Origin of the sequence: Gordonia sp. NPDC003585 (assembly GCF_040610755.1) — a bacterium.
Classification (GTDB): Bacteria; Actinomycetota; Actinomycetes; order Mycobacteriales; family Mycobacteriaceae; genus Gordonia.
Window position 1 is genome coordinate 1 of the sequence record NZ_JBEXMX010000001.1, and the last position, 18110, is coordinate 18110.

An 18110-nucleotide genomic window follows, 5' to 3' on the forward strand; every position below is an offset into this window, starting at 1 on the left:
GTGCGCGTCGTCGCCGACGACACCTCGGCCGACCAAGCGCAGTGGCTGGCCGTCACACCGCCCCGGGTGTCGAACCTGGTGACGCTGAATTCGCTTGTCGGTGGCGAAGATCCGGTGCTGCTCGACTGGGAGGTGGCCTTCGCCTTCCCGTGCCAGCGTCCGGCGTCGGTCCACAACGGGGTTCTGGAGACCCCGATGTGGCGCATCACCCCCGACGCCGAAGGCGAGCGCGTGAACTCGCGCCGCTGGATGGCCGGTGACTACGGCGGCCCGCTCGGCATCGTGGAGAACGAATTGCGCCCGACCGTCCTGCCGGCCTATCTCCGCAACGACTGGGCCAAGGACTGGGGCAGTCTGCAGCAACTGACTCCGCTGAAACCGCAAGTGCCCGCCCAGATCGACCTCACCGAGGACGTCCACTGGGGCTGGTGGACACCCGGACCGATGCGCGCGGTCAAGAACTGACCTCAACCTTGTTGATCGTGCGTCCCCAACCGTTGATCGTGCGTCCCCAACCGTTGACCGTGCAGCGCCACCCGCTCCCTGAGGTGCGAGGAGCGCCAGCGACGAGCCTCGAAGGGCCTGGTGAGACAACCATATTCATGTCACCAAGGGCTTCGAGGCTCGCAGGCTCGCACCCTTCGAGACGCTCGCAAGCTCGCTCCTCAGGGCGACGCCTCAGCCGGCGGAAGGGGACCTGGGCTCCCTGGCTCGCTCCCTTCGTGAAGCTCGCTCCTCAGCCCGGATCCGTGGAAGCGTGTCGAACGATGACCGCAAGGACGCAGACCGGCCCAACTCCGCTCCCTGAGGTGCTCGAGGCGCTAACCGAGAGCCTCGAAGGGCTGGTGAGACAAGGCAATTCGGCGACCATGTAACGACGGTCACCAGGCCTTCGAGGCTCCTCGCTAGCGCTCGTCGCACCTCAGGCAGCGGAATTTCGGGCCCAGCTCTGCCTTCCACGGATCCAAGCTCAGGACGGCGCCTCAACCAACAGGAGCCGGGCGGTCACGGGTCGGCCACGCCCGCGGTGACAGCAGGCGAAGTCCGTTGAGTGCGACCAGGATTGTCGAGCCCTCGTGTCCGGCCACGCCGAGTGGCAACGGTAGATGGCCGACGAGATCCCAGGTAACCAGCACCGCGATGAAGGTCGCGGCGATGGCGAGGTTGGCGATGACCACCCGCCGCGCGCGTCGGGCAAGGGCGAGCAGTGCGGGTACGGCGTCGAGGTCGTCGCGGACGATCACCACGTCGGCGGTGGCCAGAGCGAGGTCGGCGCCCATGTGGCCCATGGCGATTCCGATGTCCGCGGTGGCGAGGGCAGGTGCGTCGTTGATGCCGTCGCCGACCACAGCAACTCGGGATCCCCGGCCCTGGAGGTCGCGGACCGCGTCGACCTTGTGCTGCGGCAAGAGATCGGCGCGGACTTCGTCGATACCGACTGCCGGCGAAATGGATTGAGCGGCCGCCTTGTTGTCGCCGGTCACCATGATCGGGGTGCTGCCGGTCACCGAGGTCATTGTGGAGATGGCGGACGCGGCTTCGGGCCGGATTCGATCGTGCAAGCCGATGACACCGATCGGGTGTCCGTCGTCGAGGACTGCCACGCTGGTTCCGCCGGCGTCGTCGATGCGCACGCGCGAGCGGCTGACGCGCGAGTCTCCGAAAATCTGTGTGGCGTTGAGGACTTCGACCGTCCGGCCATCGAGTGACGCACGCACCCCTCGCCCCGGTAGCGCAGCGAAGTCGGCGACCGCGGCCACCCTGATCTCCCGTTGAGCTGCGGCTTCGACGATGGCGCGACCCAGCGGATGCTCACTGTCGTTCTCGGCGGCGGCAGCGATTGCGAGGACCTGGTCGGGGTCGTGGGTTTCGTCGAGGGCGACGATGTCGGTCACGACGGGCTGTCCGGTCGTGATGGTGCCGGTCTTGTCCAGGGCGACCAGATCGATATCGGCCAGCTTTTCCATGGCCACAGCGGATTTCACCAGGACGCCGCGTCGGCCTGCGGTGGCGATCGCCGAGAGCAGCGGCGGCATGGTGGCCAGCACGACGGCGCATGGCGACGCGACGATCATGAAGGTCATGGCGCGCAACAGAGTTGGCTGTAGCTCGGCGCCCGTGGCCAGTGGGATCGCGAACAGCGCCACGGTGGCGGCAACGACCGCGATCGAGTAGACGCGCTCGACCTTCTCGATGAACAGTTGCGTTGTCGCTTTGGTCGCACTTGCCTCGCCGACCATCGCGACGATACGTGCAACCACGGTGGCCTCGGGGTCGGTTCCCACCTGCGCGCGTAATGCTCCGGTGCCGTTGAGGGTTCCGGCGTAGACGGTGTCGCCGATCGCCTTTGCCGCCGGGAGTGGCTCGCCGGTGATGGAGGACTGGTCGACGTCGCTGGCGCCGTCGAGGACCGTGGCGTCGGCCGCGATCCGCTCTCCCGGCCGGATGACGATCACTTCGCCAACCGTCAACCTTGCTGCGTCGACCGTGGTCTCGGTGCCATCGGCATCGATTCGGGTGGCCTGATCGGGTGCGAGGTCGAGCAGGTTGCGTACGGAGTCCTCGGTGCGCCGGGTGGCCACGTCCTCGAGGGCGCCCGACGTGGCGAAGATGACGATCAGCAGCGCGCCGTCGAAGATCTGTCCGATCGCGGCGGCGCCGATGGCAGCGACGATCATCAGCAGGTCGACATCGATTATCCGGTGACGAAGCGCGGTCAGACCGTCGCGCGCGGACTGCCATCCGCCCGTGGCGTAACACGCCAGGTAGAGCGTCCACATCAGCCAGTTCGGCCCGCCGGCCACCTGCATCACCAGTCCGCAGACGAACAGGACGGTCGCGGCCGTCGCCCACCGCACCGAGCGCACCGCCCAGACGTCCGACCACCAGCGGCGTCCCGAGTCGCCGGTGGTGACAGCTCGCGAGGGGGACAGGAGTGTCGCCTCAGACATATGTAGAAGAATACACATGTAGATATGTACATATATTAGGGATGTGGTTGACTGCATTCATGGGCCATGGAGTGCAGGGAAGGTCGACGCCGAGCGGCCCACTCGACCCTGCGGCCGCGGCCACCGTCGCCGAGACGCTGCAGGCGCTGGCGTCGCCGAATCGCTTGCTGATTCTCACGCAGTTGCGGCAAGAGCCCTGCTCGGTGACCGATCTGGCCGAGGCGGTCGGAATGGAACAGCCGGCCGTCTCGCATCAACTGCGTCTGTTGCGAGCTCTCGGTCTGGTGGTGGGGACCCGTCAGGGGCGCAGCATCATCTACAGCCTGTACGACTCACACGTTGCGTCGCTGCTCGACGAGGCGATCTACCATATCGAACATCTCCGCCTCGGCGAGCGCGGCGACGACACCGCGTGAGCTGGCGAGTCCAGTCGTCGCCTCGCCAGGGGCTTCGAGGCTCGTCGCTAGCGCTCCTCATACCTCAGCCAGCGGGAGGTCGCTCCTCGCACCACAGCCGGCGGGGAAGCCGCTACTGCCGGATCGGCGCCGGGCTCCACAGCCCGCTGCGGACCGCGGTACCGGTCTGGATGTCGGCTTCGGTCGTGACGCCGCCGTACGGGTCGTAGCGTTCGAGCGCTCCCCAATCGCGTCCGATGTCGCCCTGTAGGTAGGTGGCAAGCGCCGTCGGCTTCTGGGACACCTCGAGCCAGCCGAGCGGTCCGCCGCCGAACGAGTCCTGCCACGCCGAGACGGCGGCGGCGAGGTCGGCGCCCGGCTTGATCCGCCACTGCGGAATCTCCGCCACGCCCACATTGTGGGAGAACGGACGCTGACACGGGAACGCCAGACCCGACGTCCAGTCCACCTGGACCGGATCCTCACGCCCGACGACGTCTTGCAGGGTCTTCATCTTCGGCAGGCGAGGCGGGGTGACGACGATGAACCGGTCCTCGGACAGATTGTCGTCGGTCGCGACGATGCGCACGGCAGTGGTGTCGGGCGGGAGTTCGTCGGTGTTGTAGCGCAGGTTTCGCCACGACGGGCGCGGTCCCGGATCGATGAGTTCGGTGTCGCCTGCAGGCTTGAGGTCGGCGTCGCGGGTGGCCGGTCCGATCGGGTCGGAGGTGTACTGCAGCGTGAGATTGGGGTTGTCGTATTCGCCGGCCACCGACATCGTCAACAGTGGTCGGTCACGCCAATTCGGTGGCAGCGCATACCATCCCGAGGTGAGTCGGGCCGGGACCTGATCGGTGAGCGAGTAACTGCCCATCACCGGGGTCCGCGCGCGGTCGAGGAAGAACGGCAGCGGCACATGGCTTCCGTTGACCCCCGCGACCGGTAGCGGATCGCCGCCGCCGGTGGCGCCGGGGTTGGAGTTGAGGACGTCGGGCGAGCCCGCCACGTTGCCGGCCAGCACGCCGAGCGAGCCCTCACTTGCGGTGCTCGACAGGTCGTCGGGGACGCCGTCGGGGGAGAAGCCGACGGTGCCCGGCGCGAGATTGGTACCCGGCGCCGGTGAGGGACCACCGAGTGGATTGGCCAGGGTGGCGTCGACGGGCGTGAGCATGTCGCGGTTGGGGTCTTCCTCGACCCACACCATGTCGGCCATGCCGCATTCGTGGCCGGCGAGCGCCTCGAGGTTCGACCGCGGCGTCGAGAACGAACTGCTCTGGTGAATCCCGGAGAACACCGCGGTGATGATCTCGAAGACGACCACGGCCGCGGCGACGTAGGCCAGGGGCGCTGCCGCCATCGAGCTGCCAAGACGTCGGTACGCGCGTGCATGTGTGGGGGCCGCGGTCTCGTCCGCCGGATCGGTCCCGGTGAACGGTTCGCGGAAGTGGAACCACAGGGCAACCAAGAGCAACAGCAGCGATGCGTAGAGCAGCAGCTGCCCCAGCATGAGCCCGCCGATGGTGACCTGGCTGATGCCCCACGGCATGCCCCAGGACGAGTAGTAGTAATACGAGTTCGGCGCGGTGAAGGCGACGCCGGTGATGAACAGCACGAGTGCGGCGAACAGCGTGCGATTGCGCCGCGAATGCATGGCCTGGTGGCTCGCCGCGATGGCGGCGATCGCGGCCAAAGCGGCGGCGAGCCCAGCGAACACACCGAAGTGATGGGTCCACTTGGTCGGCGTGAACATCAGGAAGACGAGCGACGCGAAGGTGATGCCGACGATCCGGCGCGACGGACCCAAAGCCGTTCCCGGGATGCGCGATTTGCGGATCAGCACGGCCGCGGACACGACCATCGCGATGATCATCGTCAGAACCGCGAAGCGACGCGCGATCGAGCCGTCGGCGGAGAACGCGAACAGCGCGCTGTAGCGGTCGATCTCGCTGAACCAGTGTCGGGACGGTCCAATCGCACTCTTCATCGTCGACGCCTCGAGGAATGATCGCAGCGTCAGATTGGAGAACACGACGAAGACGACGAAGGTCCCGGCGGCCACGATCGGCGCGATCAACGCGACATACGACCACGCCCCGTTGCCGATGGCGCGGGCCCGTTTGATGAGCGCCATGATCATCGGCCGTGCGCCGGCGATCAGGGCGGCCACCGCGAGCACGCCGGTCGGCCCGGCCGCCAGGCTGAACGCGCCGATGAGACAGGCCACCGCAGCCGGGAGCAGTCGGCCCGTGGCGATGGCTCGTTCCACCGAGCACCAGGTGAGCAGTGCGCCGAGGCAGATGATGGGCTCGGGCCGCAGGCCGTTGTTGAACGGGAACCAGAACGCGAGGAAGACGAAGGCGGCGGTCCAGTTCACCGACGTCCGGGTGAGTGCCGCACGTCCGAGGCGCGGCAGGACCTCGTGGCTGACGATGAGCCACACCAAGATGCCGCAGATCAGCGCGGGCAGCCGCATCCACGGGCTGGCAACGGAGACATGGCTGAGCAGCCCGAACACCTGGTAGTACCAGCCAAACGGTGCCTCTGGTGCACCGAACCAACGGAAGTAGTTCGCGGTGTAATCCGTGAGCTGGGCGACCCGCGACATCGTCAGCAGGTACCCGTCGTCGGACGTGTTGGGGCCGATCATGTGCCAGACGACGAGCGCGCCGATCACCACATAGTCGCGCGCGTTGAGGTGCCACCATCGGGCCGGCAGGAAGCGCCGATGGCGCCGGCCGTCGGTGGAGTCGAGCACGGCCAGTGCAGCCAACGACAACAGCGTCGCGATGACGCCGACGATCACGACCAGCCACTTCAGCACCGTCGGCGCCGTGTTGTATCGGGAATCGATGGTGACGTGCGCGCTGAGTCCGGCGACGTCGGCGGCCGGGCCCGACAGATCGGTGAACAGGCCGGTCACCTGCGGTCGCTGGTCGGGGAAGTACTCGTACTGGTCCTTGGTGGACGTCGACCCCATGAGCGGCTGCCCGTCGGGGCCGCGCATGCCGACGAACTCCGCCGACACGTCGTCGGCGTCCGCGTGCACCACGATCTCCCGGCAGTCCTGCGACCGGACGTCGGCCAGGGTCGCCGACGCCAGCGGCACATTGCGGTTGACGACTTCCACGGTGCGACGATCGGCGGGCTGATCCGGCGTCCCGGTGACGCGGATGAACAGGCCGCGCTCGCCGCTCTTCTCGGCCTGTTTCGGCGTGGTCGACAGCAGTACCGACTGGTCGCCGGAAAGACGGTCGACGGCCGAGCAGGGCACCGAGAAGTCCAGGTCGATCGGGACATAGCTGATCAGGGGGGCCGACACCGACCCGATCTGCCCCTCTTGCGGCCAGCTGATCTCGGCGGTCGTCTGCTTGACCGGCATCAGCGGGGTGGCGAGCGCCATGAACAGCCCGAGCAGACCGGTGACGATCGCGACGAGTTTGGCTCGTCTCACGGTCGGGGCTGATGGCACAAAGAGAGATGGTAGCCCCGCGCTCATGCCGGACCTGCCGGGACGGGTGCGCCCGGATGTCTCGCGGGCAACTACGCTTGGTGCCATGTCCGACGACGTCGACGCCGACCGTACTGCGGAGAATGCCGAGCCGCTCCCGATTCTGCTGCTCAACGGGCCGAACCTGAACACCCTGGGCATCCGTGATCCGGAGGTCTATGGCGCCTCGACGCTGGCCGACGTCGTCGACCTCGCCGAGCGCACCGCCGCCGACCTCGGTTTCGGTCTGCGCGCCGCCCAGACCAATCACGAGGGTCAGATGATCGACTGGATTCACGAATCCGTCGGCCAGATCTGCGGCATCGTGATCAACCCGGGCGGGTGGACGCACACCTCGGTCGCGCTGGCGGATGCGCTGGTCATCCCCGAGGTCCCGGTCATGGAGGTCCATATCAGCAACGTCGGCGCCCGCGAACCCTTCCGCCACCACTCCTACGTGTCGCCGATCGCGTCCGGCGTCATCGCCGGCTACGGCATTCGCGGCTATGAGTTCGCCGTTCGACGTCTGGCCGATCTGGTCGCCTGACGACCCTTGCCGCTGCGTCGTGAGTCCGATTCCGGTGGCTGAGGTGTGAGGAGCGCAAGCCGCCGGGCTGAGGAGCCCATGCGAGGTACGAGCATGGGGCGTCTCGAAGTCGACGAGCCTCGAAGCCCTTGGTGAGACACGACGACTAACTGCAATCAAGGGGTTGCACTTCATGTGCGATGGTGCAACCATGGAGTTGCACATGAATCCACGACGAGGAGTTCTCATGACGACCGCCGATTACGACCGCATCGAACGAGAGATCAGCATCGACGCCCCGCCGGAACGCGTCTGGGAGCTGGTGTCCGAACCGGGCTGGTACATCAACGACAAGGAGATCACCGAGCACCGGATCGAGGTGCGCGGCGAGGTCACGGTCGTCCACGATCCGACGCATGGTTCGTTCGCGATGCGAGTCGTCGAACTCGACGAACCGCGGTACGCCGCATTCCAGTGGCTCATCGACGCCGACAACCCGCAGAGCACCTCGACAGTCGTCGAATTCTGGATCACCCCAACGGATTCTGGCGTGATACTGAAGGTCGCCGAGAGCGGGTTCGACTCCCTCGACGACACGGAGGCCGATCGACGCTCCCGGTTCGACGACCACACGGACGGCTGGCGCATCGAACTCGAGCTCGCCCGGGACTACCTCACCCGGCAGGAGTCCCGTGCCTGAGAGCGACGCCGCCACGGTCGAGGTCTTCGCCGCGCTCGCCGACGACAGCCGCTGGGAGATCCTGGTGCGCCTCGGCCGCGAGCCCGCGTCGGCCTCGACCCTGGCCACCGAACTCCCGATCTCCCGCCAGGCGATCGCGAAACACATCCGTGTGCTCACCGATGCCGGACTGGTCACGCCCGTCCGGGTCGGGCGGGAGATCCGACACGAGGCGGTCGGGTCTCGCCTGTCGGGAGTAGCCCGGCGTCTCGACGATATCGCCCGCGGCTGGGATCGCCGACTGAACCGGATCAAGACGATGGCCGAGAGTGCTGTTGACACCGACCCGGCTCGGCACACGTCGAAAGAGTGAGGGACGCGGCACAATACAGACGTGCTGCATCTCGAACTGTCCTGCCCCGGTCACCTCACCGACGGCGTTCTCGAACTCGTGACCGACGACGAAGCGGTCAGTTCGATCGCCGTCGTGCGGGGGGCGTCGTTGCGTCCGGTGGGCGACCTGGTGAAGGTCGACGTCGCTCGCGAGGCCGCCGACGATCTCATCGCCGCGATCCGTGAACTCGGCGTCGACAGCGACGGGTGTCTCCGGGTCGAAGAAGTCGAGGCGTTCATCTCGCGGCAGGCACTCGAGGCCGACCGTCGCGCACCCGGCTTCGGGTCGGATGCTGTGGTGTGGCCGCAAGTGGGCCTGCGCGCCTACGGCGACTCCGAACTCAATTTCACCTACCTCGGGTTCATGATCCTGGCGACGACCCTCGCGGCCATCGCGGTGGTTCTCGACTCGCAGATCCTCACCATCGGCGCGATGGTGCTGGGTCCGGAATTCGGGGTGATCATCGCGATGTGCGTGGGCGTGGTGCTCCGCCGCCCAAACCTGTTCTGGATGGCCACCCGCACACTGACGATCGGGTTCGCCGTCGCGATGGTGGCGACGCTGGCACTATCCGCGATCGCGCGCGGCCTGGGCTGGATCAGCATCGACGACATCACTCATCACCCCGAGACAGACTTCATCTACTCGCCGGACAAGTGGTCGTTCATCGTCGCGATCGTGGCTGCGGTAGCCGGCGTGCTGTCGATCACCTCCGCGCGAACCGGCGGCCTTGCCGGAGTGTTCATCTCGGTCACCACGATTCCGGCGGCCGGCAATCTCGCGCTCGCCGCGGCGTTCGCCGAGTGGTCCGAAGTACGCGGCTCCGCACTGCAACTCGTGGTCAACATCGTCGGCATGACGATGGCCGGCTGCCTGACGTTCTGGCTTCAGAAGCGACTGTGGAAACCGTTCTCGAACCGTCGCGCGGCGCGTGTTCGGGAGATCAACGACGAGTTGTCCTGAGCGAGCGTCGGCCTTACAGCAACCGGATGTCTCCCTCCGCTGGCTCGAGGCGCTGGCCCTTCTACCGCCGCCTGAGGTCCGACGAGCGCTGCCTCTACCGCTGCCTGAGGTGCGACGAGCGCTAGCGAGGAGCCTCGAAGGCCTGGTGACCTTTGCTACCGGGATGCCCAATTGCCGTGTCTCACCAGGGCTTCGAGGCTCTCGGCTAGCGCCTCGAGCACCTCAGCCGGCGGAAGGGGACTCAAGGAGCGGGGGCAGCGGGCGTTGTTCGGCTCAATTTCTCGAGGTTCTGCTACAGATCCGGGCTCAGATGTCGAGCGCTCGTCTCGCCGCGTCGGCCACGCTGCCGCGGTGGACGGGTCCGTGGCCGGGGTACAGGACGGTCGCGTCGAGTCGGGTGAAGTCGCCGACCGTGCGCCGGGCCTCGTCGACGTCGTGCTGGAAGGCGTCGGCGATGCATTGGGGTCCGGCGATCGCGGAGATCGGGTGTCCGGAGACCAGCGCGTCGCCCGAGACCAGCACCTGCTCGTCGGCGACGAGGTAGGCGCTGTGCCCGTCGGTGTGGCCATGGGCAGCAACGGGTTTCGGACGTCCGGGAAGATCCAACGGTTCGGGGAACGGTTGCGCGTCGGGCAGTCCGGTGCGACTGAGGACGCCGAGCGGTGTCACCGTCGCCAGCCATCGCAATACCCGTGGTCGGTAGGCGATCGGTGCGATGTCGCGGACGTCGGCTTGCTGCAAATACTCACGCCGCGCGTGCGCGACCTCGACCGGGTCCATGAACACGTCGAATCCGTAGCGCTTCTGCAGCTTTGCGAGTCCGCCGAGGTGATCGACGTGCGCGTGGGTGAGTAGGGCACCACGGATGTCCTCAGGTCGCGCGCCGATGGCGCGAATCGATTCGACCACCGCGTCGGCCTGTCCCGGATATCCACCGTCGATCAAGGTCAGATCGGAACCCTCTTGGAGGACAACCCAATTGACTGGACCGGTCCCGACGAGATATGCGGTGCCGGCGTCGCCGTCCACACGCTCGATCGTGAACCCGCTCATCGGGCAACCGCTTTGCGAACCACCAGCACGAACGGCCCGATGCCGTCGGAGGTGACGGTGAAGCGGGGGTCGGCGAACAACGCGGGATCGAAGGTCACGGTGTAGCGCTTCACATTCGGATCATTCGGGTACACGTCCTCGGCGAGGCGCAGGGTGTAGCCGTCGGGGCTGTAGCGGAACAGGAAGACGTTGGGCGCGGGCCACGGCGAGCCGTTCAGCTTCTCGATCAGTTCCTGCGGGGTCTCTGCCTTCGACCAGCGCTCGATCGCGGCCGCCCGCTTGTCGAACTCGGCCAATGGATTCGCGTAGTGCGAGGTGAGGCCCTGGAATCCCCAGTATGGATAGATCGACAGGAAGCCGTAGTCGGCGGTCAGCACGATGTTGTCGGTCGGCGCGCGTCCGGTCTGCGCCCGGATGAGTGTGTCAAGTTTGGGATAGTACGACTCGGCACCGGGCGGTCGATGATCGCCGCGTTCCCCGTAGCCATCGGTGTCGGTGTAGGCAGTGGTGATCTCGGTGCTCAGATGCGCCGGAATGCCTTGCGCCATCGCGATCGCCGCGATCGTCGCGAGGGCACCGACGACGAACCTGACGTCGCCGAACCGCCGAACCGCCCAGTGCGCCAACTCGACCACTCCGAAGACGCCCGCCGCCGACAACACCACCGCGAGAATCGGGTCGAGGCGGAAGGAGAGCAGCGTCGACCCGGCCGCCGTCATCAGCAACGACAACAGGCAGAACAGGTAGACCGCCACCACCGTCGCGCCGAACGCGAGGGCGGCGGTGCGCTGCCGGAACCGCAGCAGGATCCACACCAGTCCGATCATGGTGATGACGCCGACGAGGCTCCACTGGAACATCGGCACCGGCAGGATCGAACCCCGCTCCGGCAGATAGTGTTCGGCGGTTCCGCCGCTGGCCGGCTGGTTGGTCACACGCGCCCACAGATAGGGTGCCCAGACGGTCAGTGCGACGAGTCCGGTGATCGCACCGATGGCGACGAGGCGACCACCCACCGCGACGAGGATGGTGCGGCGTTCACTGCGCAGTTGGTCGGTCGCGACCGTCTTGTTGGCAACGCTGCGCCAGCCCTGCACGGCGAAGTACAGCGAGAGCAGGATCGCGACGATCGCGAACAGGCCTATGAAGAGTGTGTACATCGTCGCGCACAGCCCGACGAACAGGCCGGCTGCGATCACCGCGGGCCAACTCGTCGCACGCACCGGTCCGTCGGCCGCCCGCGATCGACCTCGCAACGCATAGGTCAGCACGATCACCATCGGCACGGCGAGCAGAACCAGCACGCCCGCATAGGGTTCCGGTGCGGCGTAGAGCAGTGCAACCGTGGTGACCGCCAGTGCGATCGCGCCCCCGCGATCGGCGCCGTACATCCGGTTGAGCAGGATCGCGGTGATCGCGGCGGCGATGGCCAGTGAGACGATCGCCCACGGCTTGTAGGCCTCCCAGCCGGGTTGCCCCATCACATTCGCGAATCGTCCACCCCACCAGAACCATCCGGCCGGATAGTAGGGCGGCAGGTCGACGTAGGTCATGTCCGCGAGATGTGGACTCGACGTCATGCGGGTGAGGTACTCGGTCCGGAACTCCTGGTCGACGGAGAGTCCGAACAGATAGAGCCGGGTCGCACCGAGCGGCATGCCGAGGGTGACGGTGACGAACCCCGCCATCGCCGCTGCCGACAGGAACGGAATCGCCACGCGCGCACGGCCGTAGCGATACAACAGCGCAGTCGCCACGACCACCGCGATCGCGATGATCTGACCCGCCGTGGTGAGTGCGCGCGTGACGTTCGACGCGTTGTAGGCGGGCCAGTCGACGACGTCGATCACCTTGAGGCCGGCCATCGAGACGACGGCCCCGACGACGACCGCGATCGCAATGGTGAGCGCGTCACGTCCGAGTCTCGACAGACCTGCGGTGGAAGAACCTGCGGGCGCGGTCATTTCTCAGATGGGCAGCTTACGGAAGACGGGCCTCGGGATATGCCGCAGGACCATCATCACGAACCGGAATTGTCCCGGCACCCAGACGATCTCCTTGCCCTTGGTCGCGGCGGCGACCGCAAGCCGGCCGACGTCTTCCTTCTCCACCGTCATCGGTGCTTCCTTCACATGCGCCGACAGGCGGGTGCGGACCTGTCCGGGCCGGATCACGAGAACCCGGGGACCGAACGGCCGCAGGGCCTCACCGAGGCCGAGGTAGAAGCCGTCGAGGCCCGCCTTCGTGGAGCCGTAGACGAAGTTGCTGCGTCGAACACGTTCGCCGGCAACCGAACTCATCGCGATGATCTGTCCGTGGCCCTGCTCGCGCATCTTCTCGCCGAGCAGCACACCGACGGAAACGGCTGCGGTGTAATTGATCTCGGCCTCGGTGACCGCGAGCTTGTGGTCCTGCCACGCCTGCTCGTCGTCGCCCTGGATGCCGAAGGCGACGATCGCGACGTCCACATCGCCGCCGGCGAAGGCCTTGTCGATCACGTCGCGGTGGGTGTCGGTGGCCCGGGCATCGAAGTCGATGAGCTCGACGCTTCTAGCGCCGGCCTGCTTGGCCTTGGCCTCGGCCGCCTCGGCGGTGGGGTCGCCGGGAACGGTCGCCAGGATGACGCGGGCCGGTCCCTTCTTGAGGTATTCGGCGGTGATGGCCAGCCCGATCTCGGAGCTGCCACCGAGAACCAGGATGGATTGGGGAGCGCCGACGGCGTTCATCATCTCTTTACTTCTCGCTTTCGATAGTCTGTGTGGTCTGGTTGCTGACCCTTCGAGGCTCGCTTGGCGGGTCCTGAGTAGCGAGCTTGCGAGCGTATCGAAGGGCGCACCTCAGGGAGCGGGGTGGGTCAGCCGAGCTCGAAACGACGGCCCATGTCGGACATGAACACGCCGTTCGGGTCGACGCGGCGTCGAACGGCGAGCCACTCGTCGATGCGCGGATACATCTTGTGGAAGCTCTCGGCCGAGGTGCGCGAGTCCTTGGCGGTGTAGAGCCGACCACCCATCGCCATGACCCGACGATCGAGTTCGTTGAGGAATTCGGCCAGGCCGTCCTTCACCGGGAAGTCCAGGCAGACGTTCCATCCCTTGAAGGGGAAGCTGAGCGGCGCCTTGTTGCCCTCGCCGAACAGCTTGATGACGTTGAGGAAGCTGACGTGGCCCGACGCCTGAATGTCCTCGATCAGCTTGGTGAACTCGCCCTCGTTGCCGGTCGGCACGATGAACTGATACTGGCAGAATCCGCCGCCGCGTCCGTAGGCGTTGTTCCAGTTCCCGAACACGTCGAGCATGTGATAGAACTGCGCCAGATTTTTCACCTTGCCCTCGCTGGGCGGCCCGATCCGGTAGTACGCCTCGCCGACCAGCGAGAAGCTGAGCTTGTTCGCCAGCCCGCGCGGGAAGACGTCGGGGAAGGTGATCAGCGGCTTGTTGTTGAAGCTCAGCGGGTCCTTGCGGTACTTCTCCGGCAGTTCGTCGAGCTTGGCCAGGTTGCCGCGGGAGAACGTGCCGCGCCCCAGCTTGGGGGGTGCGCTGATGGTGTCGAACCAGCCCGACGCGTACTCGTAGCCGTCCTCGAACCCGTCCTGAAGGTGCAGGTCGATGGTCTCCTGCAGCGTCGCGGTCTGGGCGGTGTCGGCGATGAAGTAGGCGCTCTCGGTGCGCTTCATCTGGATCTTGGCCCGCAACACGATGCCGGTCAGACCGATGCCGGCGACCGTCGCCCAGAAGATCGAACCGTCCGGATCGTCGTCGGACCCCTCGGGCTTCAGCGTCAGCACCCGACCGTCGGCGACCAAGAGGTGCATCTCGACGACGTGGTTGCCGAAGCTGCCCTGGCTGTGGTGGTTCTTGCCGTGGATGTCGTGAGCGATGGCCCCGCCGACGGTGACCTGCCGGGTGCCCGGCAGCACCGGAACCCACAGCCCGTGCGGCAGCGCGACCTGCATCAATGCGTCGAGGCTCAGTCCGGCGTCGACGTCGACGATGCCCGTCTCGTCGTCGATCGAGTAGACGCGGGTCAGTGGTGTCATGTCGACGGTGAGGCCGCCGCTGTTCTGGCCGGACTCGTTGTACGACCGCCCGAGACCACGCGCGATCACACCGCGCTTGAGGTAGTCGGGTTTGTCGGCGTTGTCGTCGGCGACGCGGGCCACCGCCTCCGCGATGACCTCGGGATACGGGGTGGAGAGCACGTGCCCTTCGGTGGGTGTCGTGCGGGACCACCCGACCAGGTGGCGGGTAGTGATCGGCAGCAACTCTTCAGTAGACATCGCACATGAGGGTACTCGGGTGATCCTGACGGGCGTATAAGCACGCTGTTCTCATGTGCGACCTTCAGTCACCGACCAGTTTCTCGGTCTCATCCGTCGGCGACGCGGTGGGAAAATTGAGGTCCGCGCATCCGTCCAGCAGGCGTTTGTCGTACGCGACGAGGGCGGTGAGGTGGTCACCCAGTTGCGCCGCGGACGCAAGGTGGATGGCATCCAGGGAACGCAGCGTCGGCGCTCCGATGGTCTCGGCCAGTTCCATCACGGTGTCGGTGAGGACGAGTACATCGATGCTGTCGAGTAGTTCGCGGGCACGTTCGACGATCCCTCTACTCGCGTCGCGCGCCGCGGTTCGCATCAACTCCACGCGCCCGAGTGCGCTTGTTGCCACCGCCTCGTCAGGGTGCTGTCCGAGCCAGGCGACCAGCGCAGGCGTTTCGGTCTCGCGCACAATGAGTTTCGTCATCGCCGAGGTGTCGAGGTAGATCATCGCTCGTCGCGAATGCTGTCGAGAGTTGCCGAGAGGTCGCGAGAAGGAAGAGCGTCGGGATCGATTGCGCGCAATCGCTGCGGCGTGCGCGACGGCACCAGCACGCCGGCCTCGATCAATGACTCGCGACTGCGCTCATCCGCGCTGACAGGAACGAGCTTGGCCACGGTCCGACCGCGATTCGTGATGGAAACCTCCTCGCCGGCTTCCACTTGTGCAAGATAGCGAGACGCGTGCTGACGTAGTTCGCGAATTCCGATGACTGCCATGGCCAAAGGTAGCACATATTGTGCTACCCGAGACGATCGTTTGGCCGCCGGCCCTGTCGCATCAGGGCAGCTTGTTGCCGTAGACCAGCACATATCCCGACGCCGTGGTGCTGCCGGTCAGGGACACCACGGTCTGCCCCTTGCTCAGCGTGGCAGTGCGGGGGTCCGAGCCGGGCGGGTCGACGGTGGTCACGGGCGCAAAGCCCGCGCCTTGCAGTTGGGTGAGCGCCGAGTCGAAGGCGCTCGGTCCCAGGCCGCGCACCTCGAGGATTCCGGCGCCGGTCTGCCCGTGCTGGTACCGGTAGGTGCCTCCACTCACGACGGGGATGTCCGACGGCCACTCCTGGGGCACCTGCGTCGACCCGGCCTCGGTGGTCCTCGTTGTCGGAACCGGGACCGTCGACGTCGTGGTCGACATGCTCGTGGTGGTCGACGCGGCGGAGTCCTCGCTCGCGTCGTCCCCGCATCCGGTGAGCAGAGCGATCGCGGCTGCGACGCCCAGAACAACGGAGATCCTCTTCATTCCACGACTCTCCTCATCCGTCGAACTCGGGGGTGCACACACAGAACTACCATCTACATCACGGATCTCGTGTGTACGTGGGAGTTCGGGGTGTGTGGAATTCGACCGATCATCAGTCGTAGATGACATCGAGTCCTCGACGCCGGAGATCGGCGAGGCCGTCGCGCATCGCCTGAATCTGCTCGGCGGGATGTCCCACCCAATCGGTGATCTCGCCGACCACGCGCACCGGTTCCGTTGATCGATACGAGAGTGTCGGATTGCCGGGGAACTTCTTGTCGGTGACGTTCGGGTCGTCCTCGAGATCACCGATCGGCTCGACGACGTAGATCCGGCCGCGTCCCTCGCCCTGCGCCATCTCCGCACCCCAGGTGGCGGCGTCGAGGGTCTTGGTGACGTAGATGTGGTTCATGATGCGGGATTCGTCGTAGTTCGACCGCCGACCGGGCACCAGCAGATCGCCGACGCCGAGGTCGGCTTTGGTGCCGTGCAGATACCCGCCCGACTCATGTGGTTCAAAAGGCTTGGGTGCGTTCACGCTTCCAATACTCTCATCGCCGCATTCCGGCCCGGGATTCCACTGACCCCACCACCACGTCGTGCGCCCGCCCCGCACAGCAGCAGCCGCGGGTGGCGCGTCTCGACACCCCACGTCCCGACCTCCGACTCGGTTTCAGCCCACGGCCACTGCAGACTCCGATGAAAGATGTTGCCGCCGGGCAGACCCAGCGTCTCCTCGAGGTCCTGCGGGGTCTTGAACTCGATACACGGGTTGCCGTCGCGATCATGTGCGACGACGGACTGAATGGGTTCGGCCAGAACCGAATTCATCGACGCCAGAGTTGCGCCGACAGCATGCTCGACGGCGCCCGGCTCGTCGAACACCTCAGGCGGCATGTGCAACCCGAACAGGGTGAGGGTGTGCATGCCGTCGAGTTCGCGGCCGAGGATCGACCGGTCGGACAGCGTGTGGCAGTACACCTCACACGGTGGGAGTTCGGGAACCTCGCCACGGTCGGCCTGACGCCACGCGGTCCGCAACTGTGCGGCGGTCTCGTTGATGTGGAAGGTGCCCGCGAACGCGACCTCCGGCACGACCGGTGCGCGGAGTCGGGGCAAGCGGTCGAGCAGCAGGTTGATCTTGAGTTGTGAACCGCGCGGAGCGGATTCGGTGGCGATCGGGTCCTCGAGGTACGAGTTGATCACGGCGGGCGCGCACGCCGCATACAGTTGCCGGCCCCGAACGGTGATGCCACCGTACTCGACCGTACCGTCGTCAACATCTATGCCGCCCAACGTGATTCCTGTTTCGATCTGCGCGCCCGCCGATTTCGCCGTCTCGTACAGCGCGCCGGACACCGCCCCCATCCCGCCGACCGGCACATCCCAGTCGCCGGTGCCACCACCGATGAGGTGATACAGGAAGCAGATGTTCTGGCGCAGCGACACGTCGTCGAGGTCGGCGAAGGTGCCGATCAGACCGTCGGTGGCGGCGATGCCGCGCAACACGTCGTCGTCGAAGTACTGGTCGAGGAGCTCGCCCAGGGGTCGTGTGGTGAGGCATTCCCACAGTTCGGCGTTGCTGGAATCGGTTCCGACCACCAACTCGTGCATCCGTTCGGGCGAGCGAAGCGGCTCGATCAGCGTCGGGAATACGCGTTCGGCGACGGTGGCCATGCGGGAGTAGAAGGACTGCCATGCCGTGAACGACGTCTCGCTGCCGGTCACCCGCCGGAACGACTCGGCCGTGGCGTCGGGGTCCTCGTTGTCCACCAGGATGCCGCGCACCGGATCACTCGGTAGCGGTGTGTACGACGAGTAGCGTCGTCGGACCAGACGGAGGTCGAGGTCGAGGTCGCTGATGATCTCCCGCGGCAGCAGCGACACCAGGTACGAGTACCGCGACACCCGAGCGGGCACACCGGGAAATGGCATCGCCGACACCGCCGCGCCACCGACATGGTCGGACCGTTCGAGTACCAGGACACTACGTCCGGCCCGAGCCAGATAGGCCGCGGCGGTGAGGCCGTTGTGTCCGGCGCCGATGATGATGTCGTCGAATTGCATCCCCATCAGTGTCGCGCGCCGGACGCGGGTTTGCTGC

Annotated in this window: 17 protein-coding genes; 6 read left to right on the plus strand and 11 right to left on the minus strand. The window is 66.4% G+C overall.

Annotated features, from left to right (window positions below; genetic code table 11):
• On the plus strand, positions 1-465 hold a 465-nt coding region (locus ABZW74_RS00005), incomplete at its 5' end, for an arabinosyltransferase C-terminal domain-containing protein (RefSeq protein WP_355272660.1).
• 518 nt (positions 466-983) lie between these two features.
• Here the strand turns inward: ABZW74_RS00005 and ABZW74_RS00010 are convergent.
• A complete protein-coding gene (locus ABZW74_RS00010) occupies positions 984-2951 on the minus strand; it encodes a heavy metal translocating P-type ATPase (protein ID WP_355272663.1) in 1968 nt (655 codons plus the stop codon).
• Positions 2952-3010: 59 nt separating this feature from the next.
• Between ABZW74_RS00010 and ABZW74_RS00015 the strand changes: the two genes are divergently transcribed.
• Entirely contained in the window at positions 3011-3367 is a 357-nt protein-coding gene (locus tag ABZW74_RS00015; protein WP_240857881.1) for a metalloregulator ArsR/SmtB family transcription factor, read from the plus strand.
• A 112-nt stretch (positions 3368-3479) separates the two neighbouring features.
• On the opposite strand, the gene ABZW74_RS00020 is transcribed toward ABZW74_RS00015, so the two are convergent.
• Positions 3480-6842 (minus strand): arabinosyltransferase domain-containing protein, encoded by a 3363-nt coding sequence (locus ABZW74_RS00020; protein WP_355272667.1) that lies wholly within the window; start codon positions 6840-6842, stop codon positions 3480-3482.
• Between the two features lie 58 nt (positions 6843-6900).
• Between ABZW74_RS00020 and aroQ the strand changes: the two genes are divergently transcribed.
• From aroQ to ABZW74_RS00040, 4 genes are all read left to right on the plus strand, one after another.
• Positions 6901-7380, plus strand: a complete 480-nt coding sequence (aroQ, locus tag ABZW74_RS00025; RefSeq protein ID WP_240857883.1) for a type II 3-dehydroquinate dehydratase — start codon at positions 6901-6903, stop codon at positions 7378-7380.
• A gap of 226 nt (positions 7381-7606) precedes the next feature.
• The gene (locus tag ABZW74_RS00030; protein WP_240857884.1) at positions 7607-8059 is read left to right on the plus strand and encodes an SRPBCC domain-containing protein; all 453 of its coding nucleotides are present in this window, start codon (positions 7607-7609) and stop codon (positions 8057-8059) included.
• Entirely contained in the window at positions 8052-8411 is a 360-nt protein-coding gene (locus tag ABZW74_RS00035) for a metalloregulator ArsR/SmtB family transcription factor (protein ID WP_240857885.1), read from the plus strand. Before ABZW74_RS00030 ends, ABZW74_RS00035 begins: the two co-directional genes overlap by 8 nt.
• 21 nt (positions 8412-8432) lie before the next feature.
• Positions 8433-9395, plus strand: coding sequence for a DUF389 domain-containing protein (locus ABZW74_RS00040; protein ID WP_240857886.1), 963 nt, complete (start codon positions 8433-8435; stop codon positions 9393-9395).
• 306 nt (positions 9396-9701) lie between these two features.
• Here the strand turns inward: ABZW74_RS00040 and ABZW74_RS00045 are convergent, their stop codons facing one another.
• The 9 genes from ABZW74_RS00045 to ABZW74_RS00085 form a co-directional block, all read right to left on the minus strand.
• The gene (locus ABZW74_RS00045) at positions 9702-10448 is read right to left on the minus strand and encodes an MBL fold metallo-hydrolase (protein ID WP_240857887.1); all 747 of its coding nucleotides are present in this window, start codon (positions 10446-10448) and stop codon (positions 9702-9704) included.
• Positions 10445-12412, minus strand: a complete 1968-nt coding sequence (locus ABZW74_RS00050; protein ID WP_240857888.1) for a galactan 5-O-arabinofuranosyltransferase — start codon at positions 12410-12412, stop codon at positions 10445-10447. The genes ABZW74_RS00045 and ABZW74_RS00050 overlap by 4 nt, the downstream gene beginning before the upstream one ends.
• 3 nt (positions 12413-12415) lie before the next feature.
• Complete coding sequence (locus tag ABZW74_RS00055) at positions 12416-13177, minus strand: decaprenylphospho-beta-D-erythro-pentofuranosid-2-ulose 2-reductase (protein WP_240857889.1); 762 nt, start codon at positions 13175-13177, stop codon at positions 12416-12418.
• Positions 13178-13302: 125 nt separating this feature from the next.
• Positions 13303-14727 carry an FAD-binding oxidoreductase gene (locus ABZW74_RS00060; RefSeq protein WP_355272675.1) on the minus strand — a complete coding sequence of 475 codons (1425 nt, stop codon included), beginning with the start codon at positions 14725-14727 and terminating at the stop codon, positions 13303-13305.
• 64 nt (positions 14728-14791) lie between these two features.
• Entirely contained in the window at positions 14792-15214 is a 423-nt protein-coding gene (locus ABZW74_RS00065; RefSeq protein WP_240857891.1) for a type II toxin-antitoxin system VapC family toxin, read from the minus strand.
• Positions 15211-15483, minus strand: coding sequence for a type II toxin-antitoxin system prevent-host-death family antitoxin (locus ABZW74_RS00070; RefSeq protein ID WP_240857892.1), 273 nt, complete (start codon positions 15481-15483; stop codon positions 15211-15213). Before ABZW74_RS00070 ends, ABZW74_RS00065 begins: the two co-directional genes overlap by 4 nt.
• A 61-nt stretch (positions 15484-15544) precedes the next feature.
• Entirely contained in the window at positions 15545-16006 is a 462-nt protein-coding gene (locus ABZW74_RS00075) for a hypothetical protein (RefSeq protein WP_355272679.1), read from the minus strand.
• Positions 16007-16118: 112 nt separating this feature from the next.
• Positions 16119-16544, minus strand: coding sequence for an NAD(+)--rifampin ADP-ribosyltransferase (arr, locus tag ABZW74_RS00080; protein ID WP_240857894.1), 426 nt, complete (start codon positions 16542-16544; stop codon positions 16119-16121).
• Complete coding sequence (locus ABZW74_RS00085; RefSeq protein ID WP_355272683.1) at positions 16541-18079, minus strand: NAD(P)/FAD-dependent oxidoreductase; 1539 nt, start codon at positions 18077-18079, stop codon at positions 16541-16543. Before ABZW74_RS00085 ends, arr begins: the two co-directional genes overlap by 4 nt.
• Positions 18080-18110: the final 31 nt, after the last annotated feature.

Bases quoted from the DNA above. Each gene is read 5' to 3' on its own strand.
- ABZW74_RS00055 (WP_240857889.1), bottom strand. From the start codon at position 13,177: ATGATGAACGCCGTCGGCGCTCCCCAATCCATCCTGGTTCTCGGTGGC.
- ABZW74_RS00070 (WP_240857892.1), bottom strand. From the start codon at position 15,483: ATGGCAGTCATCGGAATTCGCGAACTACGTCAGCACGCGTCTCGCTAT.
- ABZW74_RS00085 (WP_355272683.1), bottom strand. From the start codon at position 18,079: ATGGGGATGCAATTCGACGACATCATCATCGGCGCCGGACACAACGGC.
- ABZW74_RS00075 (WP_355272679.1), bottom strand. From the start codon at position 16,006: ATGAAGAGGATCTCCGTTGTTCTGGGCGTCGCAGCCGCGATCGCTCTG.
- ABZW74_RS00030 (WP_240857884.1), top strand. From the start codon at position 7,607: ATGACGACCGCCGATTACGACCGCATCGAACGAGAGATCAGCATCGAC.
- ABZW74_RS00050 (WP_240857888.1), bottom strand. From the start codon at position 12,412: ATGACCGCGCCCGCAGGTTCTTCCACCGCAGGTCTGTCGAGACTCGGA.
- aroQ (WP_240857883.1), top strand. From the start codon at position 6,901: ATGTCCGACGACGTCGACGCCGACCGTACTGCGGAGAATGCCGAGCCG.
- ABZW74_RS00045 (WP_240857887.1), bottom strand. From the start codon at position 10,448: ATGAGCGGGTTCACGATCGAGCGTGTGGACGGCGACGCCGGCACCGCA.
- ABZW74_RS00060 (WP_355272675.1), bottom strand. From the start codon at position 14,727: ATGTCTACTGAAGAGTTGCTGCCGATCACTACCCGCCACCTGGTCGGG.
- ABZW74_RS00065 (WP_240857891.1), bottom strand. From the start codon at position 15,214: ATGATCTACCTCGACACCTCGGCGATGACGAAACTCATTGTGCGCGAG.
- ABZW74_RS00015 (WP_240857881.1), top strand. From the start codon at position 3,011: ATGGGCCATGGAGTGCAGGGAAGGTCGACGCCGAGCGGCCCACTCGAC.
- ABZW74_RS00020 (WP_355272667.1), bottom strand. From the start codon at position 6,842: ATGAGCGCGGGGCTACCATCTCTCTTTGTGCCATCAGCCCCGACCGTG.
- ABZW74_RS00010 (WP_355272663.1), bottom strand. From the start codon at position 2,951: ATGTCTGAGGCGACACTCCTGTCCCCCTCGCGAGCTGTCACCACCGGC.